This window comes from Pseudomonas sp. AC083, assembly GCF_979253165.1.
This window is the reverse complement of the sequence record NZ_CEEDDH010000002.1, coordinates 543,741-557,870: the sequence shown is the minus strand read 5'-3', so window position 1 is coordinate 557,870 and position 14,130 is coordinate 543,741. Positions and strand designations below refer to the sequence as shown.

15 protein-coding genes are annotated in these 14,130 nt (G+C 60.1%); 8 read left to right on the top strand and 7 right to left on the bottom strand.

The annotated features are described in order from the left end of the window. Positions 1 to 39 precede the first annotated feature (39 nt). Positions 40 to 1,413: a nucleotide 5'-monophosphate nucleosidase PpnN gene (gene ppnN / locus AC0IXA_RS05710; RefSeq protein ID WP_471812127.1), complete on the top strand. Its 1,374-nt coding sequence runs from the start codon at positions 40 to 42 to the stop codon at positions 1,411 to 1,413. 200 nt (positions 1,414 to 1,613) lie between these two features. On the opposite strand, the gene AC0IXA_RS05705 is transcribed toward ppnN, so the two are convergent. Beyond that, the gene (locus tag AC0IXA_RS05705; protein WP_471812125.1) at positions 1,614 to 3,017 is read right to left on the bottom strand and encodes an FAD/NAD(P)-binding protein; all 1,404 of its coding nucleotides are present in this window, start codon (positions 3,015 to 3,017) and stop codon (positions 1,614 to 1,616) included. Next, a complete protein-coding gene (locus AC0IXA_RS05700) occupies positions 3,018 to 3,581 on the bottom strand; it encodes a helix-turn-helix domain-containing protein (protein ID WP_024013243.1) in 564 nt (187 codons plus the stop codon). Positions 3,582 to 3,666: 85 nt separating this feature from the next. Here AC0IXA_RS05700 and AC0IXA_RS05695 point away from each other — a divergent pair, with 85 nt between their 5' ends. Then, positions 3,667 to 4,611, top strand: a complete 945-nt coding sequence (locus tag AC0IXA_RS05695) for a DMT family transporter (protein WP_471812123.1) — start codon at positions 3,667 to 3,669, stop codon at positions 4,609 to 4,611. Between the two features lie 93 nt (positions 4,612 to 4,704). Here the strand turns inward: AC0IXA_RS05695 and AC0IXA_RS05690 are convergent, their stop codons facing one another. After that, positions 4,705 to 5,064: a hypothetical protein gene (locus AC0IXA_RS05690; RefSeq protein WP_471812121.1), complete on the bottom strand. Its 360-nt coding sequence runs from the start codon at positions 5,062 to 5,064 to the stop codon at positions 4,705 to 4,707. A gap of 335 nt (positions 5,065 to 5,399) precedes the next feature. Here AC0IXA_RS05690 and AC0IXA_RS05685 point away from each other — a divergent pair, with 335 nt between their 5' ends. The 6 genes from AC0IXA_RS05685 to AC0IXA_RS05660 are packed head-to-tail and all read left to right on the top strand — an operon-like array spanning position 5,400 to position 11,457. Continuing rightward, a complete protein-coding gene (locus AC0IXA_RS05685; protein ID WP_024013245.1) occupies positions 5,400 to 8,318 on the top strand; it encodes a monovalent cation/H+ antiporter subunit A in 2,919 nt (972 codons plus the stop codon). Continuing rightward, positions 8,318 to 8,662, top strand: a complete 345-nt coding sequence (locus AC0IXA_RS05680) for a Na+/H+ antiporter subunit C (protein WP_016775082.1) — start codon at positions 8,318 to 8,320, stop codon at positions 8,660 to 8,662. The genes AC0IXA_RS05685 and AC0IXA_RS05680 overlap by 1 nt, the downstream gene beginning before the upstream one ends. Continuing rightward, positions 8,659 to 10,338: a monovalent cation/H+ antiporter subunit D gene (locus tag AC0IXA_RS05675; RefSeq protein WP_130929385.1), complete on the top strand. Its 1,680-nt coding sequence runs from the start codon at positions 8,659 to 8,661 to the stop codon at positions 10,336 to 10,338. The genes AC0IXA_RS05680 and AC0IXA_RS05675 overlap by 4 nt, the downstream gene beginning before the upstream one ends. After that, positions 10,335 to 10,823: a Na+/H+ antiporter subunit E gene (locus AC0IXA_RS05670; protein WP_130901913.1), complete on the top strand. Its 489-nt coding sequence runs from the start codon at positions 10,335 to 10,337 to the stop codon at positions 10,821 to 10,823. The genes AC0IXA_RS05675 and AC0IXA_RS05670 overlap by 4 nt, the downstream gene beginning before the upstream one ends. Further along, entirely contained in the window at positions 10,820 to 11,098 is a 279-nt protein-coding gene (locus AC0IXA_RS05665; RefSeq protein WP_016775085.1) for a K+/H+ antiporter subunit F, read from the top strand. The genes AC0IXA_RS05670 and AC0IXA_RS05665 overlap by 4 nt, the downstream gene beginning before the upstream one ends. Next, entirely contained in the window at positions 11,095 to 11,457 is a 363-nt protein-coding gene (locus AC0IXA_RS05660; RefSeq protein ID WP_130901912.1) for a Na+/H+ antiporter subunit G, read from the top strand. Before AC0IXA_RS05665 ends, AC0IXA_RS05660 begins: the two co-directional genes overlap by 4 nt. A 114-nt stretch (positions 11,458 to 11,571) precedes the next feature. Here the strand turns inward: AC0IXA_RS05660 and AC0IXA_RS05655 are convergent, their stop codons facing one another. The 4 genes from AC0IXA_RS05655 to AC0IXA_RS05640 all read right to left on the bottom strand — a co-directional run bounded on the left by AC0IXA_RS05655 (position 11,572) and on the right by AC0IXA_RS05640 (position 13,890). Next, a complete protein-coding gene (locus AC0IXA_RS05655) occupies positions 11,572 to 12,012 on the bottom strand; it encodes a DUF3995 domain-containing protein (protein WP_071172759.1) in 441 nt (146 codons plus the stop codon). A 92-nt stretch (positions 12,013 to 12,104) separates the two neighbouring features. Then, complete coding sequence (locus AC0IXA_RS05650; RefSeq protein ID WP_076562406.1) at positions 12,105 to 13,121, bottom strand: ABC transporter substrate-binding protein; 1,017 nt, start codon at positions 13,119 to 13,121, stop codon at positions 12,105 to 12,107. Between the two features lie 125 nt (positions 13,122 to 13,246). Continuing rightward, positions 13,247 to 13,444 carry a hypothetical protein gene (locus AC0IXA_RS05645; RefSeq protein WP_016775089.1) on the bottom strand — a complete coding sequence of 66 codons (198 nt, stop codon included), beginning with the start codon at positions 13,442 to 13,444 and terminating at the stop codon, positions 13,247 to 13,249. After that, a complete protein-coding gene (locus AC0IXA_RS05640) occupies positions 13,441 to 13,890 on the bottom strand; it encodes a hypothetical protein (RefSeq protein WP_024013252.1) in 450 nt (149 codons plus the stop codon). The genes AC0IXA_RS05645 and AC0IXA_RS05640 overlap by 4 nt, the downstream gene beginning before the upstream one ends. Positions 13,891 to 14,130: the final 240 nt, after the last annotated feature.

The following is a 14,130-nucleotide window of genomic DNA, read 5'->3' as shown; positions in this document are numbered from 1 at the left end:
CCGCTGCGTTGTGGATGACATCGTTTTAAGGATCACTGCATGACCCAACGACACGTAATCAATGCCTCGGTCAGCCCGAAAGGCAGTCTGGAAACCCTTTCTCAACGTGAAGTCCAGCAACTGAGCGAAGCCGGATCCGGCAGCACCTATACCCTCTTCCGCCAGTGCGCCCTGGCCATCCTCAACACCGGCGCGCATGTCGACAATGCCAAGACCATCCTCGAAGCCTACAAGGACTTCGAAATCCGCATTCACCAACAGGATCGCGGTGTACGCCTGGAGCTGCTGAACGCTCCGGCCGACGCGTTCGTCGACGGCGAGATGATCGCCAGCACCCGCGAAATGCTCTTCAGCGCCCTGCGCGACATCGTCTACACCGAGAACGAACTCGACAGTCAGCGCATCGACCTGAGCAATTCCCAAGGCATCAGCGACTACGTATTCCACCTGCTGCGCAACGCGCGCACCCTGCGCCCGGGCGTCGAGCCGAAAATCGTGGTGTGCTGGGGCGGCCACTCGATCAATACCGAAGAATACAAATACACCAAGAAAGTCGGCCACGAACTGGGCCTGCGCAGCCTCGACATCTGCACCGGTTGCGGCCCTGGCGTGATGAAAGGCCCGATGAAAGGCGCGACCATTGCCCATGCCAAACAACGCATTCACGGCGGTCGCTACCTCGGCCTGACCGAGCCTGGCATCATCGCCGCCGAAGCGCCGAACCCGATCGTCAATGAGCTGGTGATCCTGCCGGACATCGAAAAGCGTCTGGAAGCCTTCGTCCGTGTCGGCCACGGCATCATCATTTTCCCGGGCGGCGCCGGTACGGCCGAAGAGTTCCTGTACCTGCTCGGCATCCTGATGCACCCGGACAACGCAGGCCTGCCCTTCCCGGTCATCCTCACCGGGCCGAAGCATGCCGCGCCGTATCTGGAACAGCTGGATGCGTTTGTCGTCGCGACCCTCGGCGAAGCGGCGAAGCAGCATTACGAGATCATCATCGATGATCCGGCCGAAGTGGCGCGGCAGATGACTCAAGGCCTGAAAGCGGTGAAGCAGTTCCGCCGCGAGCGTAACGACGCGTTCCATTTCAACTGGCTGTTGAAGATCGATGAAGGCTTCCAGCGCCCGTTCGATCCAACCCACGAAAACATGGCCAACCTGAAACTGCATCGCGACCAGCCACCGCATGAACTGGCGGCCAATCTGCGTCGGGCGTTTTCCGGGATCGTCGCCGGTAACGTCAAGGACAAAGGCATTCGCCTGATCGAAGAGCACGGGCCATATCAGATCCGCGGTGATGCGGCGATCATGCAGCCGCTTGATGCGCTGCTCAAAGCCTTCGTCGCCCAGCACCGGATGAAGTTGCCGGGCGGCGCGGCGTATGTGCCTTGCTACCAGGTCGTCGCATAGTCTCAAGCCGTCACAAAAACCCAATGTGGGAGCTGGCTTGCCAGCGATAGCGGTCTTTCATTCACAGAGACGTTGAATCAGATGACGCTTTCGCGAGCAAGCTCGCTCCCACAGTATTTGTGGTGTGGCGCAAATTGCATCCACAACCTCAATCCCCTTGTGGGAGCGAGCCTGCTCGCCAAGAGGCCCAAGAGAACACATCAATCTCTCAGGCTATCAACCAACCGCCCAGCCAACGCTTTAGCCTGCGCCGCCACATCCGTCACCGCCGTACTCTCCCACCACATCCCGCGCAACGGCGGGCCCATGGCGAACAACCGAGCACTTACCTGCCCATCGGCATCCACCACTGCACCGTCCACTGCTTCGATACCCAACGCCAAAGGCCCCGGCTGCACCAGTCCCCGCGCCAGCAATTGCTGCGGCAACGGTCGTGCGACTCGCCGCCAGTCGTATTCGATACCGCTGGAGTTGATCAGCGCCGCACCGCTCACTGTAGATGTTTCAGTCTCACCCCGCGGACGGATGCGAATGGTCACAGCATCGCCCGCGCCGGGCTCAATGCCCTTGAACGACGCTGCATGAATGCGCAAGCGCCCTTCCTTCTGCAGCCGCTCGATCAACTCGGCACTCAGCGGCGGCGAACGATGGTGATGACTCTCCCACCATGGCCGCACGTGCCGTACGAATTGTCGACGCTGCAGGTCAGTCGCCTGGCTCCACAACCGCGCGATGTGCGCGCGAACCGTATCCAGCGGCGCCTGCCAGTCGATGCCTTGGGCGAGTGCGTCGCGACAGTGCCGTCGCAATTCGCGCACCAACTGGCGGGGCGTACGGATGCTGTGATCTGCTGCCAGAAAGTCCACCCAGGCCGGCGGTTGACGGCGCACGTGCGGGAGCAGGCCATGCCGGGAGAACACCTCGATCGGCCCGCGATGCCCGGCCTGCTCGAGCGACACCACGGCATCAACCATCGTCAGCCCGGAGCCAATGATCAGCACGGTGGACTGCGGGTCGAGTTCGCGCATGGCAGCCACATCCCACGGATCGAGCGCTGCGGCGTTAAGGCCACTGGACTGCGTCTGCGGCGTGCGAGCGGCGGGAAACATGCCGGTGGCCAGCACTGCCAGCGATCCACGCAGAGTCTGGCCATCGCTCAAGGTGAGCTGCGCTGAAGCGGAATCGATTTGCAGGTCGACGGCTTCAGCACATATATGTTTAACGGTCGAACCTTGCAGGCCACCCACGGCCCTGGCTTCGGCCAGGCGCTGTTGCACATAGACCCCGAACAGGCCACGCGGCGGAAACAGCTCACTGACCGGCACGTCCTGCTCAGCCGATTCCGGCCAGCCGCCGCCGGCAATATGCGCGGTCAGCCACTGCGTCAGATCATCAGCATTATCCGGGTCGACGCTCATCCGCGCCGCGTTGCCGTTCAGCGTATGTCCCAACTCGACGGCGCTGTAAGCCTCGCCACGTCCCAGTTCCGCACGCGGCTCGATGATCGCAATTCTTCGTTGTCCAGGCAGGCGTAACAATTGCACCGCCAGCATGGTGCCACTGAGGCCGCCGCCGATGATCAGGATGTCCGCAGGCTGCTCCATTCAGATCACCACATTACGCACGAACCGCGCAGCCACATCGCCATCGTTGCGGTAGGCATGCGGTTGATTGCTGGCGAACATGAAAAACTCTCCTTTATTGATGTGCTGCGCCTGATCGCCGAGCATCAGTGTCAGGCATCCTTCAAATACGTAAATCTGCTCGCTCCAGCCATCGGCATCCGGTTGCGACGGGTAGACCTCGCCCGGTTGCAGGCACCACTCCCATTGCTCGACTTCGCGGCTCGCGGTGGCTTTGGACAGTAGCACGGCTCTGCTGCCGGGAATCGTGCCCGCCCAGGCAACTTCATTGATCCGGCTCGGATCGCGCGCATCGTGCGCTTGGATCAGATCACTGAAGGCAACGTCAAGCGCTTCGGCGACGCGATCAAGCGTGGTCAGGCTGACATTCTTCTCGCCTGCCTCGATCGCCACCAGCATCCGTCGGCTCACCCCGGATTTTTCCGCCAGTGCGGTCTGGCTCATATCCGCAGCATGGCGCAGGCGTCGAACGTTCTGGCTGACGTGTTGCAGAACGGAGGCTCGCTGAGTCAAATCTTTGTGCACTATATTGCTCACTCGGTGGGGCTGGGCAGTATACTGCGCAACGTTGGCGGCATTGTGCGGCCTCCCTTTTAATGTGCGCAAGGTCATGATGTCGCCAAACAATTCTGCGTCCCGAATCCGCTTCTCCCGCTTCAGCAAAGCCGAGTGCGTGCTGGTGCTGATTACCATGATCTGGGGCGGCACGTTTCTGATTGTGCAACATGCCATGACGGTCAGCGGCCCGATGTTTTTCGTCGGCCTGCGCTTCGCCGCAGCGGCGGCGATCGTGGCGATGTTTTCCTGGCGGCACTTGCGCGAGTTGACCTTGTTCGAAGTCAAGGCAGGGTCGTTCATCGGTGTAGCGATCATGCTTGGTTATGGCTTGCAGACGGTCGGGTTGCAAAGCATTCCGAGCAGTCAGTCGGCGTTCATTACCGCGCTGTACGTGCCGTTTGTGCCGCTGCTGCAATGGCTGGTGCTGGGACGGCGTCCGGGGTTGATGCCAAGTATCGGGATCATGCTGGCGTTTACCGGTTTGATGTTGTTGTCGGGTCCTTCAGGGGCGGCGCTGAATTTCAGTCCCGGAGAAATTGCGACATTGATCAGCGCCGTTGCGATTGCTGCTGAAATCATTTTGATCAGCACTTTCGCCGGGCAGGTGGATGTGCGGCGAGTGACGGTGGTGCAACTGGCGGTGACGGCGGTGCTGTCGTTCTTGCTGGTAGTCCCGACAGGTGAAGTGATTCCGGATTTTTCCTGGTTGTTGCTGGCGACGGCTTTGGGCCTGGGCGCAGCGAGTGCGGCGATTCAGGTAGCGATGAACTGGGCACAGAAGAGTGTTTCGCCGACTCGGGCGACGTTGATCTATGCGGGTGAACCGGTGTGGGCCGGGATTGTCGGACGGATTGCCGGGGAGCGCTTGCCGGCAATTGCGCTGGTGGGCGCAGGATTGATTGTTGCGGCGGTGATAGTCAGTGAGTTGAAGACCAAGGGTAAGGATGTGTCATCCGACGTGGATCAGGGCCAGGAAGCTGAGGTCAGTAGGGACTGAAAGTGTACGCCTGGCACAAAACCAGCCCCAGTACAAACTGCCAGGCCGGTGCGTTCACAATTCACAGTGAGGTACCGACCCGACTACTCCAAATCAATCCGTCACTTCATACTTGCTCGTTTCAGAGACAAACGGTGCGCCTCCTTGGGTCAACACGTAATACGCATCTGCCCAATCAGTTTCATCAAAGTGAAACGCCAGGACTCTGAATTCCAAGGGCTTGCCCAGATGCAACTCACCGAGGTGCAGACGAGACGTCCAGAGCCCTGTTTCTGTATCGGAATAGATGTCGAGAATGTCCCCGACTTTTGCCTGAGAAATAGGAGGAACCACGAACGTAGCGCCATTCTTGATTTTTGCCCGGGAAATAACAGTCCCGACTGCTTCAGAAAAGAGGGGCGGCTCCAATTGGTCTTTTTTTAGTGTACGTTTCCCTTCTGTTTGAATATGCATCTTCCAACTCTCCTTGTACCTGGTATGGCCAGCGCTCGTCCGGCTGGCAGTTCAATGCACCTCGGTGCAACTCAAGTACAACGGCATTACAAAAGGTCGTCTACTGTCAGAAATTACAGGTAAAGAGCTTTTCCCGATGAACGGTCGATAACCAAACGCCGCCTTTGAGTGAAATTTCATCCTTGCAATTGGATTCTGCGGTTGTCTGACCAAGCGGAAACAACGCCAAACACAAAATTCCAGACTACTTTGTAGGATTCTGAGACATCCTCGCGTTTGGTGATCAGGGAGCTGGCACGTATGATGCTTCACAAACTTCCGCAGATTAGAAGCCTATGTCCCTGATAGTTCTACTGCTTCTGCCGTTCATCGGCAGCTGTCTGGCAGCGGTGCTGCCGCACAATGCGCGCAATGCCGAATCGCTGCTGGCGGGTCTGGTCGCTTTGATCGGCACCGTTCAGGTCGCGATGCTGTACCCGCAAATCGCCCACGGCGGCGTGATCCGCGAAGAATTCATGTGGTTGCCCAGCCTCGGGCTGAACTTCATTCTGCGTATGGACGGCTTCGCCTGGCTGTTCTCGATGCTGGTGCTCGGCATCGGCACACTTGTCTCTTTATATGCCCGTTACTACATGTCGCCGGACGACCCGGTGCCGCGCTTTTTCGCATTTTTCCTGGCGTTCATGGGCGCCATGCTCGGGCTGGTGATCTCCGGCAACCTGATTCAGATCGTGTTCTTCTGGGAATTGACCAGCCTCTTCTCGTTCCTGCTGATCGGCTACTGGCACCACCGCGCCGATGCGCGGCGCGGTGCTTATATGGCGCTGATGGTCACCGGTGCTGGCGGGTTATGTCTGCTGGCCGGGGTCATGATTCTCGGCCATGTCGTCGGCAGCTATGACCTGGACAAGGTCCTGGCCGCCGGCGATCTGATTCGCGCACATGCCCTCTACCCCGTTCTTCTGCCACTCATCCTGATCGGCGCGCTGAGCAAAAGCGCGCAATTCCCGTTTCACTTCTGGCTGCCCCACGCGATGGCGGCACCGACGCCCGTCTCGGCCTATCTGCACTCGGCGACCATGGTCAAGGCCGGAGTTTTCCTTTTGGCACGTCTGTGGCCGTCGCTGTCCGGCAGTGAGGAATGGTTCTACATCGTCAGCGGAGCGGGCGCCTGTACGCTGTTGCTCGGCGCGTACTGCGCGATGTTCCAGAACGATCTCAAAGGCTTGCTGGCCTACTCGACCATCAGCCATCTCGGCCTGATCACTTTGCTCCTGGGCCTGAACAGTTCACTGGCCGCAGTGGCGGCGGTGTTTCACATTCTCAATCACGCGACGTTCAAAGCTTCGCTGTTCATGGCCGCCGGCATCATTGACCACGAAAGCGGTACCCGTGACATTCGCAAACTCAGCGGTCTGATCAAGCTGATTCCCTATACGGCAACACTGGCCATGGTCGCCAGCGCCTCAATGGCCGGCGTGCCGCTGCTCAACGGTTTCCTGTCGAAAGAAATGTTCTTCGCCGAAACCGTGTTCATCAACGCCACCGCGTGGGTCGAAACCAGTCTGCCGATCGTCGCGACCATCGCCGGCATGTTCAGCGTGGCCTACTCCCTGCGTTTCACCGTCGACGTGTTCTTCGGCCCCACCGCCACTGACCTGCCGCACACGCCGCACGAGCCGCCACGCTGGATGCGCGCACCCGTCGAGTTGCTGGTCTTCACTTGCCTGCTGGTGGGGATTTTCCCGGCGCAGATCGTCGGGCCACTGCTCGCCGCTGCAGCGCTGCCCGTAGTTGGCGGGGAGTTGCCGGAATACAGCCTGGCCATCTGGCACGGCTTGAACGCGCCGATGATCATGAGCCTGATCGCCATGTCCGGCGGCATCCTCCTCTATCTGCTGCTGCGCAAGCAGTTCAAGCTGGGCCGTTTCAAGTACCCGCCGCTGGTGGGCCGCTTCAACGGCAAGCGTTTGTTCGAGCGCAGTCTGGTCGTAATGATGCGCATCGCCCGGCGCGTCGAGCGGCGACTGGGCACCAAGCGCTTGCAGATGCAGCTGTTCCTGATGGTTTCGGCTGCGGTGCTCGCCGGTCTGATCCCGATGCTGCACAGCACGCTGACCTGGGGCGACCGGCCGAAAATCCCCGGATCCATTGTCTTCGTGACCCTGTGGCTGCTGGCGATCGCCTGTGCACTCGGCGCCGCCTGGCAGGCCAAATATCACCGTCTCGCCGCCCTGACGATGGTCAGCGTCTGTGGCTTGATGACCTGCGTAACCTTCGTCTGGTTCTCGGCGCCTGATCTGGCGCTGACGCAACTGGCAGTCGAAGTGGTGACCACGGTGTTGATCCTGCTTGGCCTGCGCTGGTTGCCGCGACGCATCGAAGAGGTCTCACCATTGCCGAGCAGCCTGCGCAAGGCGCGGATTCGGCGTCTGCGCGACTTGCTGCTGTCGATTGCGGTCGGTGCGGGGATGGCGCTGCTGTCCTACGCCATGCTCACCCGGCAAACGCCGAACCATATTTCCTCGTTCTACCTCAGCCGCGCCCTGCCCGAGGGCGGCGGCAGCAACGTGGTCAACGTGATGCTGGTGGACTTCCGTGGTTTCGACACGCTCGGCGAAATCACCGTATTGGTCGCCGTGGCGCTCACCGTGTTCGCCCTGCTGCGCCGCTTCCGTCCGCCGAAGGAAAGCCTGCAGTTGCCGGCCCAGCAACGTCTGCTCGCGCCCGACGTGGTCACCGATCTGGTCAACCCGCGTTCGGCCAGCGACACCGCGCTCGGTTTCATGATGGTGCCGGCGGTACTGGTGCGCCTGCTGCTGCCTGTCGCGCTGGTGGTGTCGTTCTATCTGTTCATGCGCGGGCACAATCAGCCGGGCGGCGGTTTTGTCGCCGGGCTGGTGATGTCGGTGGCCTTTATCCTGCAATACATGGTTGCCGGCACCCAGTGGGTCGAGGCGCAAATGAGCCTGCGGCCATTGCGCTGGATGGGCACCGGGCTGCTGTTCGCCACTGCCACCGGTCTCGGTGCGCTGCTCGCCGGTTATCCGTTCCTCACCACTCACACCTGGCACATCAGCGTGCCGTTGCTCGGTGATATCCATATCGCCAGTGCGCTGTTCTTCGACATCGGCGTGTACGCCGTGGTGGTGGGATCGACGTTGTTGATCCTCACCGCCCTCGCCCACCAATCGGTGCGTGGTCACAAGACTGCATCGCTGCCCAAGTCCGTCGCCAGCAAAGGAGCCGTCTGATGGAAGAAGTCATCGCAATCGCCATCGGCATTCTCGCCGCGTCCGGGGTCTGGCTGATCCTGCGCCCGCGAACCTTTCAGGTGGTCATGGGCCTGTGCCTGCTGTCATATGCAGTCAACCTCTTCATTTTCAGCATGGGCAGCCTGTTCATCGGCAAGGAACCGGTGATCAAGGACGGCGTGACCCAGGACTTGCTGCATTACACCGACCCGCTGCCCCAGGCGCTGGTACTGACGGCGATCGTCATCAGCTTCGCCATGACCGCGCTGTTTCTCGTCGTATTGCTCGCCTCGCGCGGCTTGACCGGCACCGACCACGTCGACGGCCGGGAGCCTAAAGAATGATGGCGATGACTCACCTGATCGCTGCACCGATCCTGCTGCCGCTGCTGACGGCTGCGATCATGCTGATGCTGGGCGAAAAGCACCGGCCGCTGAAGGCGAAAATCAATCTGTTCTCCAGCCTCCTCGGCCTGTTCATTTCAGTGATGCTGCTGCAATGGACGCAGACCACCGGCGTGCCCGGATCCATTGGCGTGTACCTGCCGGGCAACTGGCAGGCACCTTTCGGCATCGTTCTGGTGGTTGATCGCCTGTCGGCACTGATGCTGGTGCTGACCGGAATCATCGGCGTCAGCGCCCTGCTGTTTGCCATGGCCCGCTGGGACGGTGCCGGGTCGAGTTTCCACGCACTGTTCCAGATTCAATTGATGGGCCTGTATGGCGCGTTCCTGACGGCGGATCTGTTCAACCTGTTCGTGTTCTTCGAAGTGTTGCTCGCCGCATCCTACGGCTTGTTGCTGCACGGCTCGGGCCGGGCGCGGGTGTCGTCGGGGTTACATTACATTTCGATCAACCTGCTGGCATCGTCACTGTTTTTGATCGGCGCTGCGTTGATCTACGGGGTGACCGGCACGCTGAACATGGCCGATCTGGCGATGAAGATCCCGCTGGTGCCGGAAGCCGATCGTGGCCTGCTGCATGCTGGCGCGGGAATTCTTGCGGTAGCGTTTCTGGCCAAGGCTGGCATGTGGCCGCTGAATTTCTGGCTGGTGCCGGCCTATTCCTCGGCCAGCGCGCCGGTGGCGGCGATGTTTGCGATCATGACCAAGGTCGGCGTCTACACCCTCCTGCGCCTGTGGACCCTGCTGTTTTCTGGTCAGGCCGGCGCCTCGGCATTCTTCGGCGGCGACTGGCTGATTTACGGCGGCATGGCGACCATGGCTTGCGCAGGGCTGGCGATTATCGCCGCGCAACGCCTGGAGCGCATGGCCAGCCTGAGCATTCTGGTGTCGGCAGGGATCCTGCTCTCGGCGATCGGCTTTGCCCAGCCGAACCTGATCGGCGCTGCGCTGTTCTATCTGGTCAGCTCGACCCTGGCGCTGAGCGCATTATTCATGCTCGCCGAACTGATCGAGCGCTCGCGCTCGGCCAACGAGATTCCCCTCGAGGACGAAAGCGAACTGCTGCCGCGTCCGCAGGAATCCCTGCAACCGCCCAAGGGCATCAACCTCGACGACGAGCAGAAAGCCGTGGTCGGCCAAGTCATCCCCTGGACCATGGCGTTTCTCGGTTTGAGCTTTATTGCCTGCGCGCTGTTGATCATCGGCATGCCACCGCTGTCCGGGTTCATCGGCAAGCTCAGCCTGATCGGGGCATTGCTCAACCCGTTGGGACTTGGCACTGCGGCGCCGCTGTCTCCCGGCGCATGGGGATTGCTGGCCCTGTTGATCCTGACCGGTCTGGCCTCGCTGATGGCCTTCTCCCGCCTCGGCATTCAGCGCTTCTGGACGCCGGAAGAGCGCCCCTCGCCATTGCTGCGCAAACTCGAATGCGCGCCGATTTTCCTGCTGCTCGGGCTGAGCATTGCGCTTACGTTCAAGGCTGAACCGCTGCTGCGCTACACCCAGGCCACGGCCGATGCGCTGAACAATCCGCAGCAATATGTGTTCGCAGTTCTAGGCACTCGGGCGGTGCCGAGCCCGCAAGCCAGAGCCGACATGCTCGAGGTGCAGCCATGAATCGACTGTTCCCGGCTCCGTGGTTATCGCTGGCCCTGTGGATTCTGTGGCTGACCCTGAACCTGTCCGTCAGCCCGGGCAATCTGCTACTCGGTGCCGCGCTGGGTTTCGCCGCGCCGCTGATGATGCGCAAATTGCGGCCGAAACGTGCGCGCATCCGCAACCCCATGGCCATCCTGCGTCTGTTCTTCCTGGTCGGCCGCGACGTCATCATGTCCAACCTGATCGTCGCCTGGGGCGTAGTCAACGCCGGACGTCGTCCGCCCAACTCATGCTTTATCAAGGTGCCTCTGGACTTGCGCGATGCCCACGGTCTGGCGGCACTGGCGATGATCTGCACCGTGGTGCCCGGTACTGTATGGTCGGAACTGGCGCTGGACCGCAGCGTTCTGTTGCTGCACGTCTGGGATCTGCACGACGAAGCGCAGTTCATCGAGCACTTCAAAAGCACTTACGAGCGACCGTTGATGGAGATTTTCGAATGAGCCCATTGCTGTCGAATGCGATTCTGCTGACGCTGTTTCTGTACTGCGTGGCGATGGCGCTGACCCTGGTGCGCCTTTTCAAAGGCCCGTCAGCTCAGGATCGGGTACTGGCGCTGGATTACCTGTATATCGTCGCGATGCTGATGATGCTGACCCTGGGCATTCGTTACGCCAGTGATACCTACTTCGAAGCGGCGCTGCTGATCGCGCTGTTCGGCTTCGTCGGCTCGTTTGCCCTGGCAAAATTCCTGCTGCGTGGCGAGGTGATCGAATGAATACCGAATTGTCTTTATGGGTCGAGATTCCGGTGGCGGTGCTGCTGGTGCTCAGCGGCGTGTTTACCCTGCTGGGCGCAACCGGATTGCTGCGCATGAAGGATTACTTCCAGCGTATGCACCCGCCAGCGCTGGCCTCGACAATCGGTGCCTGGTGTGTGGCACTGGCGTCGATCATTTGCTTTTCAGCGCTGAAGTCCGGGCCAGTGGTGCATGCCTGGCTGATTCCGATTCTGTTGGCGATCACCGTGCCGGTGACCACCCTGCTGCTGGCGCGGGCGGCGTTGTTCCGCAAACGTATGGCCGGGGATGATGTGCCGGCCGAGGTGAGCAGTCGTCAGACTGAAAGTGGTAACTGATGATTTTGTGGCGCCTGTGATGGCGCCATCGCTACAGTAGGAACGCGCCCTCGATTGTGGGAGCGAGCCTGCTCGCGAAGAGGCCAGTCGGGGCGTCGCCAATTCCGGATCGGCTCAAACCCACGCGACTGCCAACAACCCCGCCCCCAGCAGCGCACACAACGGCGAATACACCCAGGTATCCAGCCGCGCAAATCGCGAATCCTTCACTTCCTTGAAGAACCCGACCAGATTCGAATCACCGATCGCCCGAGCGAACATCAGCAACGCGATCGCGCTGATCACCCATTGCAGTGCCTTGTGCTGCACCGCCGGCACGCCCCAACCGACCCGCATACAAACCAGCGCCGCAATTATCAGCAGCGCAGCGGCGACTGCCAGCGTCAGCCAGCCTGAGGGCTTGAAGGCCGGGCGTACCGTGGCGACGAAGCCCGACACCGGCACCTGCGGCACCACCACCGCAGCCGCCCATTGCCCACCCAACGCCCAATACACATGCATCAGGCCGATTGCCGCGAACACAGTCACCAGCCATTGAGCCAACACAAAGGTCATGGTTGAAATCCTTCAAAGGGATTTGAACAAACCATCGTAGTCGGATTTTTTGGCCGTGCACGACCGGTCGGCGGTGCACGGCGTTGACCGCGTTATTTCAGATCAGCCGTCACCTTGTCGGCCACATCCTTGGGCAGCCACGCCTGCCACACATCCGGATGCGCCTTCATGAACGCGACCGCCGCCTCACGAGGCGCGGTGTGCTTGTCACTCATATCCGCCAATGCCTTGTTCAGTGGCTCGATGGGAAAATCGACCTTGCTGAAGAATTCGGCAATTTGCGGGTTCTGCTTTTGAAACGGCGTAGACACGCCAATCGACAGTTTCGATGCCAGCGAGCGGGTTGGTTTCGGATTGGGATTATCGGCGTCTGTCAGCGTCTTCCACGCCTCGGCATCGAACGGCGGCTCTTCCAGTTGCACCAGTTTGAATTTGCCAAGCAGTGGCGTCGGCGACCAGTAATAGAACAGCACCGGTTTGCCGCGACGGATCGAAGAGCTGATCTCGGCATCCAGCGCAGCGCCGGAACCGCTGCGGAAGTTGGTGTAGTCGTCCTGCAAGCCATACGCCGTGAGCTTCTGCTTGTTGACCACTTCCGACGTCCAGCCGATCGGGCTGTTGAGGAAACGCCCTTTGCCCGGGCTTTCCGGGTCCTTGAACACGTCCTTGTATTTCTTCAGATCAGTGACACTGCGCAGATCCGGCGCCAGTGGCTTGATGCCTTTGGCCGGATCGCCCTTGATCACGTATTCCGGCACCCACCAGCCTTCAGTGGCACCCTTTACCGTATCGCCCAAACCGACGACCTTGCCCTCGGCTTCGGCCTTGACCCAGACCGGACTGCGCCCGGCCCACTCCTCGCCAATCACCTGGATGTCATTATTGGCCAGCGCGGTCTCGAGAGTAATAGTGGTACCCGGCAAGGTATCGGTCGGCAAGCCGTAGCCTTTCTCGACGATCACCCGCAGCACCTCGGTGATCAGGCTGCCGCTTTCCCAGTTCAGGTCGGCAAAGTGGATCGGCGCCTGTGCCGCCTGCAGCGATTGCGCTGACGTCAGCAAACCAAAGGTGGCCACGCTGGCGGCCAGTAACCGTCGAAATCCGTTCATGCATCACACCTCGTGCTGTTCACAGCAATGGCAGTTGGCCTGACAGAAACGCAAGCCTCTGAATGACTCAGTCAACTGACTTTAGCCGAGGTTCCTGCTTTTTCCGGGGTCCGCTGCGTGCGAGGTTACGTTTCAGACTTTTCCTGCAGGCTTTGCAGCTCACGTCTGACCATGCTGGCGTATGCCGCCGGTTGCAATGCGTAGAGCTGCGACGCCACCCAACTCAGCCAGGCACCTTGCAGTTCGGCCTTGCGGGCGAACAGGCGCTGAGCGTCTTCGCGTGCGCTGTCGAGATTTTGCGAATGGAAGTGCGCGCGGCTCACTCGCTGGCCTTGAAGGAAATCAGTTCACCTTTGCGCCATTTGGCAGCCTTGGCGGTGACGGCTTTCAAGGTTTTGGTCAGGCCTTCCTGCAATTGTTCATTGGCGGCGAACACCGTGACGACGCTATGACCTTCCTTGAACAGAATCGCGTGACCGTCGGCCGTACTGACAAATGCGTAGTCGCCCAAGCCGTAAACCGTGAGTTTGATGTCGCGAAAACGAATGTCCATCTTGCCGCCTTCACGGCTGGGCAACACTGACGCGATGAAATGGTCGCCGACCTTGAGCTTGAGCCCCGGTTTGTCATCGACTACCAATGCACTTTCGGTATCGATTTCGGCGATGTAAATGCCTTCGGCGTTTTGCTCGGTGATGTAAACAAAACGTGATTGGAATTGCTTGACCAGCTTTGCACGCAAATCACCCAGCACGAACAAAGCATGCATATCGAGGTTACTGACTGCCAAAGAAACATCCCCACATTTGAAAAACCGTGCAGCGGAAAACACGCACGGCAAAAAACGGCAATGCCGATGAAAACTGCAAAATCACTCAAAAACCCGAAGCGAGCGAAGCGCTCTTGATCGCGAGGTTCGTAGACTACTGGATTGTCATTAGCGGAACCCGCCCCGAAATCGGCAAAGCTTGAAGGAAAAAGCCTCAAGTGCGACTGGAGCAAGATCTGA